16 protein-coding genes are annotated in these 17,230 nt (G+C 57.8%); 14 read left to right on the top strand and 2 right to left on the bottom strand.

What is annotated here, in order from left to right; translation table 11 throughout:
- The first annotated feature begins 106 nt into the window (after window positions 1-106).
- From BLQ98_RS06930 to BLQ98_RS06865, 14 genes are all read left to right on the top strand, one after another.
- Window positions 107-508, top strand: coding sequence for a DUF5333 domain-containing protein (locus tag BLQ98_RS06930; RefSeq protein ID WP_093732611.1), 402 nt, complete (start codon window positions 107-109; stop codon window positions 506-508).
- A gap of 4 nt (window positions 509-512) precedes the next feature.
- Entirely contained in the window at window positions 513-2,528 is a 2,016-nt protein-coding gene (gene nuoG, locus BLQ98_RS06925) for an NADH-quinone oxidoreductase subunit NuoG (protein ID WP_093732610.1), read from the top strand.
- Between the two features lie 11 nt (window positions 2,529-2,539).
- The gene (locus BLQ98_RS06920) at window positions 2,540-2,908 is read left to right on the top strand and encodes a YNQ4 family lipoprotein (RefSeq protein ID WP_093732609.1); all 369 of its coding nucleotides are present in this window, start codon (window positions 2,540-2,542) and stop codon (window positions 2,906-2,908) included.
- A 6-nt stretch (window positions 2,909-2,914) separates the two neighbouring features.
- Window positions 2,915-3,955 carry an NADH-quinone oxidoreductase subunit NuoH gene (gene nuoH, locus BLQ98_RS06915; RefSeq protein WP_093732608.1) on the top strand — a complete coding sequence of 347 codons (1,041 nt, stop codon included), beginning with the start codon at window positions 2,915-2,917 and terminating at the stop codon, window positions 3,953-3,955.
- 1 nt (window position 3,956) lies between these two features.
- Window positions 3,957-4,451 (top strand): NADH-quinone oxidoreductase subunit NuoI, encoded by a 495-nt coding sequence (nuoI, locus tag BLQ98_RS06910; RefSeq protein WP_093732607.1) that lies wholly within the window; start codon window positions 3,957-3,959, stop codon window positions 4,449-4,451.
- Window positions 4,448-4,849 (top strand): carboxymuconolactone decarboxylase family protein, encoded by a 402-nt coding sequence (locus tag BLQ98_RS06905; protein WP_093732606.1) that lies wholly within the window; start codon window positions 4,448-4,450, stop codon window positions 4,847-4,849. The genes nuoI and BLQ98_RS06905 overlap by 4 nt, the downstream gene beginning before the upstream one ends.
- Window positions 4,846-5,448: an NADH-quinone oxidoreductase subunit J gene (locus BLQ98_RS06900; protein ID WP_093732605.1), complete on the top strand. Its 603-nt coding sequence runs from the start codon at window positions 4,846-4,848 to the stop codon at window positions 5,446-5,448. Before BLQ98_RS06905 ends, BLQ98_RS06900 begins: the two co-directional genes overlap by 4 nt.
- A 180-nt stretch (window positions 5,449-5,628) precedes the next feature.
- Window positions 5,629-5,934 carry an NADH-quinone oxidoreductase subunit NuoK gene (nuoK, locus tag BLQ98_RS06895; RefSeq protein WP_005853964.1) on the top strand — a complete coding sequence of 102 codons (306 nt, stop codon included), beginning with the start codon at window positions 5,629-5,631 and terminating at the stop codon, window positions 5,932-5,934.
- A 4-nt stretch (window positions 5,935-5,938) separates the two neighbouring features.
- Complete coding sequence (gene nuoL / locus BLQ98_RS06890; RefSeq protein WP_093732604.1) at window positions 5,939-8,050, top strand: NADH-quinone oxidoreductase subunit L; 2,112 nt, start codon at window positions 5,939-5,941, stop codon at window positions 8,048-8,050.
- The gene (locus tag BLQ98_RS06885) at window positions 8,050-9,606 is read left to right on the top strand and encodes an NADH-quinone oxidoreductase subunit M (protein ID WP_093732603.1); all 1,557 of its coding nucleotides are present in this window, start codon (window positions 8,050-8,052) and stop codon (window positions 9,604-9,606) included. The genes nuoL and BLQ98_RS06885 overlap by 1 nt, the downstream gene beginning before the upstream one ends.
- 11 nt (window positions 9,607-9,617) lie before the next feature.
- Window positions 9,618-11,063 (top strand): NADH-quinone oxidoreductase subunit NuoN, encoded by a 1,446-nt coding sequence (nuoN, locus tag BLQ98_RS06880; protein WP_093732602.1) that lies wholly within the window; start codon window positions 9,618-9,620, stop codon window positions 11,061-11,063.
- Between the two features lie 37 nt (window positions 11,064-11,100).
- Window positions 11,101-11,862: a biotin--[acetyl-CoA-carboxylase] ligase gene (locus tag BLQ98_RS06875; protein ID WP_093732693.1), complete on the top strand. Its 762-nt coding sequence runs from the start codon at window positions 11,101-11,103 to the stop codon at window positions 11,860-11,862.
- A gap of 21 nt (window positions 11,863-11,883) precedes the next feature.
- Window positions 11,884-12,657, top strand: coding sequence for a type III pantothenate kinase (locus BLQ98_RS06870; protein ID WP_093732601.1), 774 nt, complete (start codon window positions 11,884-11,886; stop codon window positions 12,655-12,657).
- 4 nt (window positions 12,658-12,661) lie between these two features.
- Window positions 12,662-14,329, top strand: a complete 1,668-nt coding sequence (locus tag BLQ98_RS06865; RefSeq protein ID WP_093732600.1) for a ribonuclease J — start codon at window positions 12,662-12,664, stop codon at window positions 14,327-14,329.
- Between the two features lie 160 nt (window positions 14,330-14,489).
- Here the strand turns inward: BLQ98_RS06865 and BLQ98_RS06860 are convergent, their stop codons facing one another.
- Both BLQ98_RS06860 and BLQ98_RS06855 read right to left on the bottom strand, forming a co-directional pair.
- Window positions 14,490-16,133 carry a DEAD/DEAH box helicase gene (locus BLQ98_RS06860; RefSeq protein WP_093732599.1) on the bottom strand — a complete coding sequence of 548 codons (1,644 nt, stop codon included), beginning with the start codon at window positions 16,131-16,133 and terminating at the stop codon, window positions 14,490-14,492.
- Window positions 16,134-16,270: 137 nt separating this feature from the next.
- Window positions 16,271-17,215 (bottom strand): glycosyltransferase family 2 protein, encoded by a 945-nt coding sequence (locus BLQ98_RS06855; protein ID WP_093732598.1) that lies wholly within the window; start codon window positions 17,213-17,215, stop codon window positions 16,271-16,273.
- Window positions 17,216-17,230: the final 15 nt, after the last annotated feature.

The following is a 17,230-nucleotide window of genomic DNA, read 5'->3' as shown; positions in this document are numbered from 1 at the left end:
ACATACCGCTGGCAAATGGCTGATCTGGGGATGTTATTGAATAACATCGGGGTCAGTTCCCATGTGTAGCAAGGGGCAGTCCGCCCCGCTACATGAGGAGAGTAAGATGCGTAACGTATTGATCGCCGTAACCACCGTGGCCCTGATGGCCAGCCCTGTCGCCGCAAAACCGCCGCTGCGTGATGTACCGGCTGTTGATGATGCGCTGCTTGATCTTGGACTGGCCGACCGGATTCGCAAGGAATGTCCTGATATCTCGGCCCGCATGCTGCGCGCGCTTAGCTATCTGAACAATGTGCAAAGCACGGCCAAATCTTTGGGCTATACGTCGGACGAAATTGACGCCTACCGCAAAAGCGATGCTGAAAAGGCGCGCATGAAGGCCCGGGGGGCTGCATATTTAAAGGCGAAGGGGGTCGATACTTCTGACCCACAAAGCTATTGTGCGTTAGGGCGTGCAGAAATCCAAAAATCGAGCCGGATCGGTTCGTTACTGAGAGCGAAATAAGCATATGAGCGATACCCGCAAGATCATCATTGACGGCAAGGAAGTCGAAGTCGAAGGGGCGATGACGCTCATTCAGGCGTGTGAGGAAGCAGGGGTGGAAATTCCGCGTTTCTGTTACCACGAACGTCTGTCGATTGCCGGTAACTGCCGGATGTGTCTTGTGGAGGTCGTAGGCGGCCCGCCCAAGCCTGCGGCGTCTTGCGCCATGCAGGTGCGCGATTTGCGGCCTGGCCCCGAAGGCCAGCCGCCGGTCGTTAAAACCAATTCGCCCATGGTGAAAAAGGCCCGCGAGGGCGTGATGGAATTCCTGCTGATCAACCACCCGCTGGATTGCCCGATCTGCGATCAGGGCGGCGAGTGTGACTTGCAAGATCAGGCGATGGCGTACGGCGTCGACTTTAGCCGCTACCGCGAGCCTAAGCGCGCGACCGAAGATCTGGATTTGGGCCCGCTGGTTGAAACCCATATGACGCGCTGCATCTCGTGCACCCGTTGTGTACGCTTCACCACCGAGGTCGCGGGCATTCACCAGATGGGCCAGACCGGCCGTGGTGAAGACGCCGAGATTACAGCCTATCTGGGGCAGACGCTCGATTCGAACCTGCAGGGTAATATCATTGACCTGTGCCCCGTGGGGGCGTTGGTCTCTAAACCCTACGCCTTCACCGCACGGCCTTGGGAACTGTCCAAGACAGAATCGATTGATGTGATGGATGCGCTTGGGTCGAACATCCGTGTGGATACCAAAGGCCGCGAAGTCATGCGCTTTTTGCCGCGCAACCACGACGGCGTGAACGAGGAATGGATTTCCGATAAAACCCGTTTCGTCTGGGACGGTCTGCGCCGTCAGCGTCTGGACACGCCCTATATTCGCGAAAACGGTAAGTTGCGCAAAGCTGATTGGCCCGAAGCATTGGCCGCTGCCGCTGCTGCGATGAAGGGTAAGAATGTTGCCGGTCTGATCGGTGACCTTGCGTCGGTCGAGGCTACATATGCATTGAAACAACTGATCGAAGGGCAGGGCGGCGTTGTGGAATGCCGTACCGATGGCGCGAAGCTGCCTGCGGGCAACCGGTCGGGCTATGTCGGAACCGCCACGGTCGAAGATCTGGACACGGCACAAGCCGTCATGTTGATCGGCGCAAACCCCGCCGTGGAAGCACCGGTGCTTAACGCGCGTATCCGTAAAGCCTGGACGCGTGGGGCTGACGTCGCCCTGATGGGCTCCGCTGTCGATCTGACCTATGACTACGACCATCTGGGCGACAGCCCGTCGTTGCTGAACGAACTGCTGAAAAAGGATCATGCCGACATCGCCGAGAAATCCTCGGTCATCGTTGTGGGCATGGGCGCTTTGGCCCGTGAAGACGGGGCAGAGGTTCTGGCCGCTGCTATGGCGCTGGCCGAAGCGACGAAGTCTGGCTTTATGGTCTTGCACACCGCCGCATCCCGTGTGGGCGCGATGGATATAGGGGCCGTAGCTGAAAACGGCATCAATGATGTGCTGGCCGCCGACGTGATCTATAACCTTGGTGCGGACGAAGGCGACATTCCTGCTGGCCCCTTCGTGATCTATCAAGGCTCGCATGGGGATCGCGGCGCGCACCGTGCCGATATCATCCTGCCCGGTGCCGCCTATACCGAAGAGGGTGGGTTGTTCGTCAACACCGAAGGCCGCCCGCAGCTCGCGGCACGCGCCAGTTTTGCCCCTGGTCAGGCCAAGGAAAACTGGGCCATCCTGCGTGCGCTCAGCGCCGAGCTGGATGCGAAACTGCCCTTCGATTCGCTGGCGGCATTGCGCAAAGCACTGGTCGCTGATGTGCCGCATTTGGGGGATATCGATCAGGTCGCGGAAAACGACTGGCAGCCGGTGGCGCAGGGCAGCTTGGGCGACAGTCCGTTCCGTCACGCGATTGCTGACTTCTACCTGTCCAACCCGATTGCCCGTGCGAGCCAGTTGATGGCAGAGCTTTCGGCCAACGCCAAAGCCCGCCGTGAAACACCACTGGCGGCGGAGTGAGGATTTTGGGAATGATGTTGCCTTTGGTTCTGGGCGCCTGCGAAACGCAAGCGCCCATGGCCGAAGATTTCATTCCTGAATATCGCGGTGTCGAAACCAAATTGCTGGACGGGGATCTTGTCCAGTTTGACGTGGCGATGACCAAAGCGCGGTCATCCGAGAATGTAGCGGAATATGCGGAATGTGCTGCGGCCCGATATACTTTGATCCGGGGCTTTGGTTTTGCCCGCCACGTGCGTACAAATGTTGAGATCGAGGGTGGTGTCTGGCACGCAGATGCTGTTTACACCATCTCGCCGAGCCTGCCTGCGGGCTTGAAGACAATAGATGCCGAAGTGACCGTGCAGAACTGCATGGAAAAAGGCATACCGACGGTGTGAGGACCTATGGCTGACTTCTTTTTCAACACCACGCTGGGGACGATCCTGCTGATTATTGGCCAGATTTTCCTTGTTGTGATTCCCCTGCTTCTTGCCCTTGCGTTCCTGATGTACGCCGACCGGAAAATCTGGGCTTCGGTCCAGCTGCGCCGCGGGCCCAACGTTGTTGGCATCTACGGTCTGCTGCAATCCTTTGCGGATTTCGCGAAATACATTGTCAAAGAGGTGATCGTGCCCGCCGGTGCTGACCGCGCCGTGTTCTTTATGGCCCCGATGGTGACCTTGGTCATGGCGCTGGTCGCCTGGGCGGTGATCCCGTTCAACGACGGCTGGGTCTTGTCGAACATCAACGTGGCGATCTTGTATGTCTTCGCGGTCTCGTCGCTAGAAGTTTACGGCGTGATCATGGGCGGATGGGCGTCAAACTCCAAATACCCGTTCCTGGGGTCACTGCGATCTGCGGCGCAGATGATTTCCTACGAGGTGTCGATCGGTCTGATCATCATCGGCGTCGTCATCAGCTCCGGTTCGATGAACTTTGGCAACATCGTCTTGTCACAAAGCGGGGACTACGGTCTGCTGAACTGGTACTGGCTGCCGCACTTCCCGATGCTGATCCTGTTCTTCATCTCGGCACTGGCCGAAACCAACCGCCCACCGTTTGACCTTCCCGAAGCGGAATCCGAACTGGTTGCTGGCTATCAGGTCGAATATTCCTCCACGCCTTTCTTGCTGTTCATGATCGGTGAACTGGTCGCCGTGGTGCTGATGTGCGCGCTGATCTCGCTGATGTTCTTTGGCGGCTGGCTGTCGCCGATCCCTGGCCTGCCAGACGGTATCTTCTGGATGATCGCCAAGATGGGGCTGGTGTTCTTCTTCTTCTCGTTGGTCAAGGCGATCACCCCGCGGTACCGCTATGACCAGCTTATGCGTTTGGGATGGAAAGTATTCTTGCCGTTCAGCCTGTTCTGGGTTGTCTTCGTCTCCTTCGCCGCGAAATTCGATTGGTTCTGGGGCATTTATGCCCGTTGGACAGTAGGGGGCTGATATGGCTAACACCGACTATACCCGTCACGTAAAATATTTCCTGCTGCAGGATTTTTACCAAGGCCTGAAGCTTGGCATTAAGTATATGTTCAAGCCCAAGGCGACGATCAACTATCCGCACGAAAAAGGCCCGCTAAGCCCGCGTTTCCGTGGCGAACATGCGCTGCGTCGTTATCCCAACGGCGAAGAGCGTTGCATCGCGTGTAAATTGTGTGAAGCGGTCTGTCCGGCGCAGGCAATTACGATTGATGCTGAGCCACGCGAAGACGGCAGTCGCCGGACCACGCGCTATGACATCGACATGACCAAATGCATCTATTGCGGTTTCTGTCAGGAAGCCTGCCCGGTTGACGCAATTGTCGAAGGCCCGAATTTCGAATTCTCGACCGAGACCCGCGAAGAGCTGTTCTATGACAAGGCCAAGCTGCTGGACAACGGCGAACGCTGGGAAGCAGAGATCGCCCGCAACCTCGAACTGGACGCGCCGTACCGATGACCGATAGCCAAAACCCCTTTGAAGAGATGATGCGCCAAATGCAGGACATGGCCAAAGGCTTTCCTGCAATGGACGCGTTTTCGCCAAAAGGGTTCGAGGCGATGATGGGCAAGATGCCCAAAGACATGATGGAAACGTTTTTTGGCAATACGATGAACCCCAACGGGTTGGATGCCAAGACGCGGATGTTGCTGACGATTTCGGGGCTGACCATGCAGGGTGCCCAGAATGACATTGCGCTGCGCCAAGCCGTAATTCACGCGGTAGAGGCCGGTGCGCATAAGCAGCAGGTGATAGAGACGATCGGGCAGATGGCGGTTTTCGCCGGCATCCCCGCCATGACCCGCGCGATGGAGATTGCGCAGGGTGTTTTGGATGACAAGGAAGGTGACGCATGAGCGTTTTCGCATTTTACCTCTTCGCGATCAGCGTGATCGCCGGCGGGCTGTTCACTGTGATCAGCCGCAACCCCGTGCATTCGGTGCTGTGGTTGATCCTGTCCTTCCTCAGCGCGGCGGGGCTTTTCGTGCTGCTGAACGCCGAATTTGTCGCGATGCTGTTGATCATCGTCTATGTGGGCGCAGTCGCGGTATTGTTCCTGTTCGTTGTCATGATGCTGGACGTTGATTTCGCCGAACTCAAGGCCGAGATGGCGCGCTATATGCCGCTGGCATTGCTGATCGGTCTGGTCATCTTGATGCAGTTTGTCATGGCGTTTGGCGCATGGGATGCGAACTCTGCCGCCGAAGGGCTGCGTACCCAGGTGATCACCGACGAGGTGCATAACACTGCCGCCTTGGGTCTGATCCTGTATGACCAATACTTTTTGCTGTTCCAACTGTCGGGGCTGATCCTGCTGGTCGCTATGATCGGTGCAATCGTACTGACGCTGCGCCATCGCGGCGATGTCAAACGGCAGAACGTGGTCGACCAGATGATGCGCGATCCGAAACTGGCAATGAAACTGAATGATGTGAAACCCGGGCAGGGCCTATAATCGGCCTGTCCTATCAAGGATATACTCCATGTCACGTAATACAATTGTAGTACTTGTCGTCGTTTTGATTGTGGTCGTAGGCGGCTTCAGCATTTTCTAGATGCGACGGGATCGGGATGGAAACATTCCGCGGCAAGAACTAAAGAACCCCTGAAAAGGGCAAGAGAACCGAGGGACGACATGATCGGAATTGAACATTACCTGACGGTAGCGGCGACGCTGTTCGTCATTGGCATTTTCGGGCTATTCCTGAACCGCAAGAACATCATCATCATGTTGATGTCGATTGAACTGATGCTCTTGGCGGTGAACATCAACTTTGTCGCTTTCTCTTACTATCTGGGTGATCTGGTGGGGCAGGTGTTCACACTGTTCGTCCTGACCGTCGCCGCTGCCGAAGCTGCAATCGGGCTGGCTATTCTGGTCTGCTTCTTCCGCAATCGGGGTACGATCGCGGTCGAAGATGTCAACGTGATGAAGGGCTAAGATCATGGAAACGATCATTCTTTTCGCACCACTCGTGGGTGCATTGATCTGTGGTTTCGGCTGGAAGCTGATTGGCGAGAAAGCTGGTCAGTATGTGGCAACGGGTCTGCTGTTCCTTGCGGCGCTGCTCAGCTGGATTGTCTTTCTATCGTTTGACGGCGAAACCCAGCACATCCAGATTCTGCGCTGGATCGAAAGCGGGAGCCTGTCGACCGACTGGGCGATCCGTCTGGACCGGCTGACCGCGATCATGTTGATCGTGATCACCACGGTCTCTAGCCTCGTGCATCTGTATTCCTTTGGCTACATGGCCCACGACGAGAATTTTTCGGATGCGGAGCCCTACCGTGCCCGCTTCTTTGCTTACCTGTCATTCTTTACCTTCGCGATGCTGATGCTCGTGACCTCGGACAATCTGGTTCAGATGTTCTTTGGCTGGGAAGGCGTGGGCGTCGCATCATATCTGCTGATTGGCTTTTATTATAAAAAGCCATCGGCGAATGCCGCGGCGATCAAGGCTTTCGTGGTGAACCGCGTGGGCGACTTTGGCTTTCTACTGGGGATCATGGCGCTTTTCTACCTCACGGACTCAATCAAGTTCGATGATGTCTTTGCCGCGACGCCTGATCTGGCCGAAACCACTTTGGGCTTTCTGTGGTCCGAATGGAACGCCGCGAACCTGATTGCGATCCTGCTGTTTATCGGCGCGATGGGTAAATCGGCGCAGCTGTTCCTGCACACCTGGTTGCCCGACGCGATGGAAGGCCCGACACCCGTGTCGGCGCTGATCCACGCGGCGACGATGGTAACAGCAGGGGTCTTCCTGATCTGCCGTATGTCGCCATTGATGGAGGTCGCGCCTGAGGCGATGATGTTCGTCACCTTCCTTGGGGCCACCACAGCATTCGTGGCAGCGACAATCGGTTTGGTGCAGAACGATATTAAACGCGTGATCGCCTATTCGACCATGTCGCAGCTTGGCTATATGTTCGTGGCCGCTGGCGTTGGCATGTATTCCGCCGCGATGTTCCACCTGTTCACCCACGCGTTCTTTAAGGCGATGTTGTTCCTGGGCGCAGGGTCGGTGATCCACGCGATGCACCACGAACAGGACATGCGCAACTATGGCGCACTGCGTAAGAAAATTCCTTATACCTTCTGGGCGATGATGATTGGTACGCTGGCGATCACCGGTGTTGGCATTCCGCTGACACACTTCGGTTTCGCGGGTTTCCTGTCCAAGGATGCGATTATCGAAAGCGCTTGGGGTGGCGGGTCTATGTACGGCTTCTGGATGCTGGTGATCGCTGCTGCGATGACAAGCTTCTACAGCTGGCGCCTGATGTTCCTGACCTTCTTTGGCAAGGCACGCGGCGATAAGCATACCCATGATCACGCGCATGAAAGCCCGATGGTCATGCTGGTACCGCTTGGCGTCCTGAGCCTTGGTGCGATCTTTGCCGGTATGGTGTGGTACAACAGCTTCTTCGGCCACGCCGAGGATGTAGGAGAGTTCTACGGTATCCCGATGGCCGAAATGGCTGCCGGTGGTGAAACCCACGTCGAAGGGGCCGAGGACGACCACGCCGATGCTGGCGATCAAGCTGCGGGCGATCACGGTGAAGACGCAGGCCATCACGGTCCAGCCTTTGCCGGCGCACCGGGCGAGGGGGCGTTGTACATCGCGCCAGACAATCACGTACTGGATGACGCCCACGCCGCACCGGCATGGGTCAAGGTCAGCCCGTTCATCGCGATGGTCTTTGGCCTCGTCATGGCGCTGTGGTTCTACATTTGGAACCCGAGCCTGCCGGCCCGTCTGGCAGCCAACCAACGCCCGCTGTACCTGTTCTTCCTGAACAAATGGTATTTCGACGAGCTGTATAATGTCATCTTCGTCAAACCCGCGATGGCCATCGGCCGCTTCTTCTGGAAGCGCGGGGACGGTAATGTGATCGACGGCTCGCTGAACGGTGTCGCCATGGGGATCATTCCGTTCCTCACCCGTCTGGCAGGGCGCGCGCAGTCCGGCTATATCTTTACCTACGCCTTCGCCATGGTGATCGGCATCGCGGTCTTTGTGACCTGGATGACGATGAGCGGGGGGGCACACTAATGGATCATCACTTGCTTTCCATCATTACCTTCATGCCCAGCTTTGCGGCGCTTATTCTGGCTGTGTTCCTGCGGGGCGAAGACGCCGCGGCGGGGCGCAATGCAAAATGGCTGGCACTGATCACCACAACAGTCACGTTCCTGATCTCGCTGTTCATTCTGTTCGACTTTGACCCGTCCAACACCGGCTTCCAGTTTGTCGACGAGGCACAATGGTTGATGGGCCTTCAGTACCGTCTGGGCGTTGACGGCATTTCGATCCTGTTTGTGATGCTGACCACGTTTATGATGCCGCTGGTCATCGCTGCCAGCTGGAACGTAGAGACGCGGGTCAAGGAATACATGATCGCCTTCCTGCTTCTCGAGACGTTGATGCTGGGCGTGTTCATGGCGCTGGATCTCGTGCTCTTCTACCTGTTCTTCGAGGCAGGTCTGATCCCGATGTTCCTGATTATTGGCATCTGGGGCGGGGCGAACCGTATTTATGCATCGTTCAAGTTCTTCCTCTACACCTTCCTCGGGTCGGTCCTGATGCTGGTGGCGATGGTGATGATGTATGCGGATGCGGGCACGACTTGCATCGGAGGCTGCGAAGTCAGTCTTCTGACGCATACCTTCGCGTCCGACACCTTCTCGATTGCGGGGATCACTGTGGTCGGCGGATTGCAGACCATGATGTTCTTGGCGTTCTTTGCCAGTTTTGCGGTTAAAATGCCGATGTGGCCGGTCCACACGTGGTTGCCAGATGCGCACGTTCAGGCACCGACCGCGGGGTCTGTCGTGCTTGCGGCGATCTTGCTTAAGATGGGCGGCTACGGCTTCTTGCGTTTCTCGGTACCGATGTTCCCTGTGGGCTCTGACGTGTTGGCGCCACTGGTGCTGTGGATGTCGGCGATTGCGATCGTCTACACCTCGCTCGTGGCACTGGTGCAGCAGGATATGAAAAAGCTGATCGCCTATTCCTCCGTGGCCCACATGGGCTTTGTCACGATGGGGATCTTTACCTTCAACCAGCAGGGCTTGGACGGTGCAATCTTTCAGATGATCAGCCACGGCTTTATCTCTGCCGCGCTGTTCCTGTGCGTCGGCGTCATCTATGACCGGATGCACACCCGCGAGATTGACGCCTATGGCGGTCTGGTGAACCGGATGCCTGCCTATGCGCTGGTGTTCATGTTCTTCACCATGGCAAATGTCGGTCTGCCGGGTACATCGGGTTTTGTCGGGGAATTCCTGACGATCATGGGCACATTCCAGGTGAACACTTGGGTTGCAGCGGTTGCTGCTTCGGGTGTGATCTTTTCGGCGGGTTACGCGCTGTGGCTGTATCGCCGCGTGGTGATGGGTGACCTGATCAAGGAAAGCCTGCGCACGATCACCGATATGTCGGGCCGTGAACGCTGGATCTTTGCCCCCTTGGTGGTGATGACCCTGCTGTTGGGCGTCTACCCGGCGCTGGTGCTCGATATAATCGGCCCCTCGGTCGCCGCCCTTGTTGATAGCTATGATACGGCCCTGGAGGCGGCAGGTGCCGCTGTCCAGACGGCCTCAGAATAAAGGACCGCGCGATGATTTCCGCTGATCTGAATGTCATCCTGCCCGAAATCCTGCTGGCGCTTTTTGCGATCCTGGCACTGCTCGGGGCGGTTTACACCAACAAGGACGCCGCTGCAGGCGTCATGGTCTGGGCCACAGCTATCGTGATGGCGTTGCTTGCGATCTGGATCGGTATGACCAGTGGTGGCACAACGCGCATCGCGTTTAACGGTCTGTTCATCGAAGACAGCTTTGCCCGTTTTGCCAAAGTCACCATGCTGCTGAGCGCGGCGGCGGTACTGGCCATGTCCGAAGCCTATATGAAAAAGCGCGGCCTGCTACGGTTTGAGTATCCGGTTCTGATCGCACTGAGCGTTGTCGGCATGATGATGATGGTCAGCGCGGGCGATCTGATGACACTGTACATGGGCCTCGAGCTGCAATCGCTGGCACTGTACGTTGTTGCGTCCCTCCGCCGCGATAGCGTGAAGTCTACCGAAGCAGGGCTGAAGTATTTCGTTCTGGGTGCACTGTCATCCGGTCTGCTGCTCTATGGTGTGTCGCTGGTCTATGGTTATGCCGGCACCACCCAATTTGCGGGCGTGATGAGCCTCGCGAGCGAAGGCCCGACCTCGCTTGGCCTGCTGTTCGGTATCGTCTTTGTCGTGTCCGGCCTGGCATTCAAAGTGTCCGCTGTGCCCTTTCACATGTGGACGCCTGACGTCTACGAGGGTGCGCCGACGCCGGTCACGGCCTTTTTTGCCACAGCTCCCAAGGTTGCCGCGATGGCGCTGTTTGCCCGCGTGTTGCATGATGCCTTTGGCAATGCTGTCGCCGACTGGAGCCAGATCATCGCGCTTTTGTCAGTGTTGTCCATGTTCCTTGGCGCTGTCGCCGCGATCGGTCAGACCAACATCAAACGTCTGATGGCCTATTCTTCGATTGCCCACATGGGGTACGCGTTGATCGGCCTAGCTGCGGGTACAGAGCTGGGTGTCAAATCCATGCTGGTCTATCTGGCGATCTACGTGACCATGAACATCGGTACCTTTGCCTTTATCCTCGGGATGGAGAAAGACGGCCAGCCTGTCACCGACATCACTGCGTTGAACATGTATTCCAAGCGCGCACCGGGTAAGGCGCTGGCGATGTTGGTACTGCTGTTCTCGCTTGCTGGTGTGCCGCCGATGCTGGGCTTCTTCGCCAAACTGGGTGTGTGGCAAGCGGGCGTCGACGCGGGGCTGATCTGGCTGGTTGTCGCCAGTGCTGTCGCTTCGGCCATCGGGGCCTATTATTACCTACGCATCGTCTTTTTGATGTATTTCGGGGCCGAAGGGGATGACCGTCTGGATGAGGGTAAAAGCAGCCTGCTATCCGGCGTTGTTGTCGCCGCTGCCGTGATCATGGTGGTTGGCATTGTTAATCTGTTCGGCGTCGAGACTGCTGCGATCTCTGCGGCGGCGACGCTGGTAAACTGATCCGAAGGTGGCACCCCTGGGCAACACCGGTTCCGGCATGAATCCAACAGGGGTCAAAGCGCAAACAGCGGCTTGGCCCGACGGCTATGGGCGGCAGGTTTTCGATAGCGTCGATTCCACCCTTAGCGAAGCGGCGCGGCAATCCTCGCAGCTTGCCGGTGCGACATGGATCCTTGCGCAAGAACAGACCGCCGCACGTGGCCGGCGCGGACGGTCCTGGGCCACGCCTAGGGGGAATTTTGCCGCAACCTTGATGATGCGGCGCACCGAAGCACCTTCGACTGCTGCATTACGCAGCTTCGTCGCGTCCCTAGCACTGCGCCGTGCGTTTGTGGCGACCACGCGGGACGAAGGCGCGTTTACCCTGAAATGGCCCAACGACGTGCTGCTGAACGGCGGCAAAGTCGCTGGAATTCTACTGGAAAGTATCGGCGATTTTCTGGCCATCGGGATCGGGGTCAATCTCGCCCATGCGCCGGGTGCCGATCAGGTTGAAGCGGGGGCATTGCGCCCTGTGTCGGTTGTGGCAGAAACGGGCAAGGTCGTTCCGCCCGAGGTTTTTCTGAATGCCTTGGCGGCGGAATACGCGCAGCTGGAAACCCAATTCCAGACCTATGGTTTTGCGCCAATCCGTGCTGCGTGGCTGTCCCATGCAGCGCGGTTGGGCGAAGAGATCGTCGCCCGCACCATGAAGGACGAGACCCGCGGTGTATTCGAGGACGTGGATGCCCAAGGCAACCTGATCCTGCGCACCCCGAAAGGCCGCGTGCCCATCACAGCGGCGGATGTATTTTTCTAAACGCGAGCGAAGGGATGTGCCATGCTATTGGCGATTGACTGCGGAAATACCAATACAGTCTTTTCAATCTGGGACGGAACGCGGTTTATTGCGACTTGGCGCACATCGACCGAATGGCAGCGCACATCTGATCAATATTACGTCTGGCTCAGCACCTTGATGAAATTTCAGGGCGTGGAGGCGGATATCACCGATGTGATCATCAGCTCGACGGTGCCGCGGGTGGTGTTCAATCTGCGGGTGCTGGCGGACCGCTATTTTAACACGCGTCCGATTGTGGTGGGTAAACCAGATTGCCGATTGCCCGTTGATGTGCGTGTAGACGTAGGCACAGCCGTGGGGCCTGACCGTCTGGTAAACACAGTCGCCGGGCATGATCTGTTCGGTGGCGACCTGATTGTTGTCGATTTCGGCACCGCGACGACCTTTGACGTGGTCGACACCGACGGGGCCTATATCGGCGGGGTGATCGCCCCCGGCGTGAACCTGAGCCTCGAGGCATTGCATAACGCCGCGGCCGCCTTACCTCATGTAGACATCTCTAAACCACAGGCGGTAATCGGTACAAATACCGTCTCTTGCATACAATCGGGCATTTTTTGGGGTTATGTCGGCCTCGTCCGTGAGATATGTGCCCAGATAAAGGCTGAACGCGGCCGTGAAATGCGCGTGATTGCGACAGGCGGGCTGGCCCCGCTGTTTCAACAGACAGTCGATCTGTTTGATGCATACCAAGATGATTTGACGATGCACGGCTTGACCGTGATTTATAACTATAACAAGGATACCGCTTAGTCATATGAGCAGCGAAAGATTGATCTATCTGCCCCTCGGTGGGGCAGGTGAAATTGGCATGAATGCCTATGTTTATGGATACGGGAAACCCGGCAAGGAGCGGCTGATTGTTGTCGACCTCGGCGTGGCTTTCCCTGACATGGACACAAGCCCCGGCGTGGATCTGATCATCCCCGATATCGCCTGGCTTGAACAACGCCGCGACCAGATCGAGGCGATTTTCATCACCCACGCCCACGAGGACCACATCGGTGCCGTGGCCCATACCTATGACCGCCTGCGCGCCCCTATCTATACGCGCAAGTTCACAGCGAACATTGCCAAGCGCAAGATGGATGAATACGGCCACCCCGAAGACGCGGTGACCACCGTGGCACCGTGGCCGCAGCAGACGACTGTCGGGCCGTTCACGGTCGGCTTCCTGCCCATGTCCCACTCTATCCCTGAATCGTCGTCCTTGGTGATCGACGTAGCGGGCGATCGCTTGATCCACTCGGGTGACTTCAAGATCGACATGACACCGGGCGTCGGTGAGGCCTATGACCCCGAACTTTGGGCCGATGTGTCCAAGGACGGCGTCAAAGCGTTGATCTGTGACAGTACAAATGTGTTCTCGCAGAACGCCGGCCGTTCCGAGGCGACTGTCGGGCCAGAGATCGAAAAGCTTCTGGGCACCGCACAGGGTATGGTCGTCGCGACGACCTTTGCTTCGAACGTCGCGCGGGTGAAAACCTTGGCCGATGCTGGCGAACGGGCAGGGCGTTCCGTCGTTCTGCTGGGTCGTGCGATGAAACGCATGGTCGAAGCCTCGCTTGAAACGGGCGTGATGAAAGACTTCCCTCCGGTCGTGAGCCCGGAAGAAGCCCGCGGCATCCCGCGTGAAAACCTGATGCTGTTGGTGACCGGTTCGCAAGGCGAACGCCGTGCGGCGTCGGCACAGCTGGCGCGCGGGAAATACATGGGGCTGGAGATGAAAGAGGGGGACATGTTCCTGTTCTCCTCCAAAACCATTCCGGGCAACGAGCGTGGCGTGATCAAGGTGATCAACGCGTTCTCCGAAATGGGCGTCGATATCGTCGATGACAGTTCGGGTCTGTACCACGTGTCGGGCCACGCCAACCGCCCCGATCTGGAAACGCTGCATGATGTGGTAAAACCTCAGATCCTGATCCCGATGCATGGTGAGCATCGCCACCTGCGCGAACACGCCAAAATCGCCAACGCCAAGGGGATGAAGGGTGTTCTGGCCGTGAACGGCATGATGATCGACCTATCGGGCAACGAGCCAAAGGTTGTTGAATATGTCGACAGCGGGCGCACCTATCTGGACGGGTCGACGCAAATTGGCGCGATGGACGGCGTTGTACGCGACCGTATTCGCATGGCGCTGAACGGCCACGTCACTGTGACGGTGATCATGGACGAAAACGACGAAGCTTTGGGCGACCCTTGGGTCGACGCTATGGGCTTGCCAGAGCAGGGCCGGTCCAAGACGTCGCTCGTCGAAGTGCTTGAGGCCGATCTGGCGCAGTTCCTTGGCCGCGCCAATGCCAAGACACTGCGCGACGACGACAAGCTGCACGACGGACTGAAGCGCACCGTGCGCCAGTCGGCCAATGATGAAATCGGCAAAAAGCCCGAAGTCACCATCGTTGTCAGCCGTCTAAGCTAAGGCATCGACACATTAAATCGAAACGCCGCGCAGGCCACTGCGCGGCGTTTTGCGTTTGTATGGAAGACTGATGGGGGACACGCGACAGGGTACTGCGCAAAAGAAAAGGCGCAGAGAATCCTCTGCGCCTTTTTATGAGATGGTCAGGGGAAGCGAAGGGTTATTCGCAGCGCTCGGCAAAGCTCAGGCCGATGAACTCGGGCGTGTGATCGCCCAGACCGACGACACGGTTGTCATTGCGGTTGTTCTGCTGGCGGTTGTTGTCATTGCGAGTGTTATCCCCACGCCCGCCACGGGGGCTGCGACGGTTGGTCGACTTGTCGTCCTGCGTGGCGTCCACCTTTTGCGGAGCGGCCTTTTCGGTGCTGCCCTGCGCAGGTTTGTCGGATTTGTTCGCTTGCGGCGTGGCCGCTGGTTTGGTTCTACCTTTCGGCGCGTCAGCCTTTGGGCTGCTGGCCTGCGCTGCATCCGTCTGCGCTGTATCTGCCTGTGGCGATGCCGCCTGTGGGGTCACGGCCTGATCGGCGTCAGTCTTAGCCGTTTCAGGCTTCTTACGGCTGCGCGAACGGGTCCGCTTGGGCTTATCCGAAGAGGTTCCAGCTTCGGTTGAAGCAGCAGGGGCATCTGTCTGGAGGTCAGCTTTGATTTCTTGGCCACCCAACGGGTTTTCCAGTCGCGGAATCTCGCGCTGTACCAGACGTTCGACGTCTTCGAGGTTCTTCTCATCACGTGGGACGCAGATCATGATCGCCTTGCCGTCGCGGCCCGCGCGGCCGGTCCGGCCAATGCGGTGCACGTAGTCTTCGGCATGGGACGGCACATCAAAGTTATAGACGTGGCTGACCGACGGCACATCAAGGCCCCGTGCCGCAACATCTGAAGCAACAAGGAAGCGCAGATCGCCATTGCGGAACCCGTCGAGGGTTTTGGTCCGCTGGCTTTGGTCCAGATCGCCGTGGATTGGTGCCGCGTCATAGCCGTATTTTTTCAACGATTTGGCCACGGTATCCACATCCATCTTGCGGTTGCAAAAGATGATAGCGTTGGTGCATTTGTCGCCCTCGGCGTCGATCAACGCGCGCAGAACCTTGCGCTTTTCCGTCGCTTCGCGGTCCTTGCGCGAGGGTTTGAACATCAGCACGCCTTGCTCGATATTCTCGCTCGTGGTTGCCTGACGCGCGACTTCGATACGCGTGGGGGCGGACAGGAAGGTGTTTGTGATACGTTCGATTTCTGGCGCCATGGTAGCCGAGAAAAACAGCGTCTGACGGGTAAAGGGGGTCATCTGGAAGATACGTTCGATATCGGGGATGAACCCCATGTCGAGCATCCGGTCCGCTTCGTCGACGACCATGATCTTGACGTCGGACAAGATCAGTTTGCCGCGTTCAAAATGGTCAATCAGACGACCTGGCGTCGCAATCAGAACGTCGACGCCTTTATCGATCAGCTTGTCCTGCTCGCCAAACGAAACGCCACCGATCAACAGCGCCTTGGTCAATTTCAGGTGCTTGGTATAGGTGTCGAAGTTTTCGGCGACCTGCGCTGCCAGTTCCCGCGTGGGACACAACACCAGACTGCGTGGCATGCGGGCGCGGGCGCGTCCACGGGCAAGCAGAGTGATCATGGGCAGGGTGAAGCTGGCAGTTTTGCCGGTACCTGTCTGGGCGATTCCCAATACGTCCTTGCCTTCAAGGGCAGGAGGGATCGCACCGGCCTGGATTGGCGTGGGGGTTTCATACCCGGCCTCATCAATGGCTTTTAAGACTTTAGGATTAAGGTTTAGATCAGAAAATTTTGTCATGTGTGTCCGATGATAGCGGACGCTCATTTGGCCCGCGGCAGCATTCATGTCGGCCCGCATGGCCCAAGGGGCGGAGGCTCTCCGCGACATGTTCCGCATCCATTAGCAAGAACTGCCCGTCAGGTCAAACGGATGCGCTAAGGCGCTGTGAAGCGGGGGAAATGTGTTGCCAGATGGTCGGAGAGGCCCAGATCAACCTCGCGTAGCAGGCCATGGCTGCGCAGACGGGCGCGCAATTGGGGCGTATCCGCGCAGACTTCGTCGAAAAACCTGCGCAATCCGACTTCGCCACTTTCATCCTCGATCATCGAAAAGAGGTCATTGAGCGAAAGGCCTCCTTGGTCATACGGGCGGTTCGGGCGCAGTTCGGGGCGGTAGCTGCCTTTCGTCACGCGGTAGCGATAGGCACCGATCCAGTCATCCCATGATTTTGCATGGGCATGGGCCAGCGAGATGCCCGTCGCGGCATCATGACAGGCCAGCATATCGCCTTTCTGAAAGACATTGTGGATGCGCAGATGCATGTTCGGCAGCCCCGTGCGGACAAAGACCTTGCCCGCCAGATGGCTGAGAAATCCGCCTTTCAGATAGGCCCCATAGGTCGGGTAAAGTTCCGCCACGATGCGTGCGCGGTCGGGGCCGCTGGGAATGAAATCCTTGAACACAGACGGGTCGCCCGACAGCTGCTCCATCGGGCGGATGCGGGTGGCGGGCGGATCGGTGGGGCACTGCGCCAGTATGTCTGCGATGGGGCGGTCGGCGACAAGGTATTCGTCGACATCCATATGGATCAGCCAGTCGACCTCGCGCCGACGATTATAGGCGTGGGTGGCATTGGCCGTCTGACGTTGCTGGTGCGCCTCGGGGCGTTCGCGCTTGCGCTGCTTCCAATAGGCGGCGTCGCAGCTAATGACGCGGATCTTGGGATGGGCGTCCAGATGGGCAAAGGCTTCGTCGTTAGGCGCATCAAGATAGATATACAGCCGGTGCGCGCCCGCCGCCAAATGATAGGCGGCGAACTGCAATATGTCGCGCGTCGGTGCCAGAATGGTAGAGGCGATGCCCCATGTCACATCAGTCATGGGGCCAATGTGCGG

The organism is Sulfitobacter litoralis (assembly GCF_900103185.1).
GTDB lineage: Bacteria > Pseudomonadota > Alphaproteobacteria > Rhodobacterales > Rhodobacteraceae > Sulfitobacter > Sulfitobacter litoralis.
Note: the sequence above shows the minus strand (reverse complement) of the source record. Positions and strands in the feature narration are given on the sequence as shown.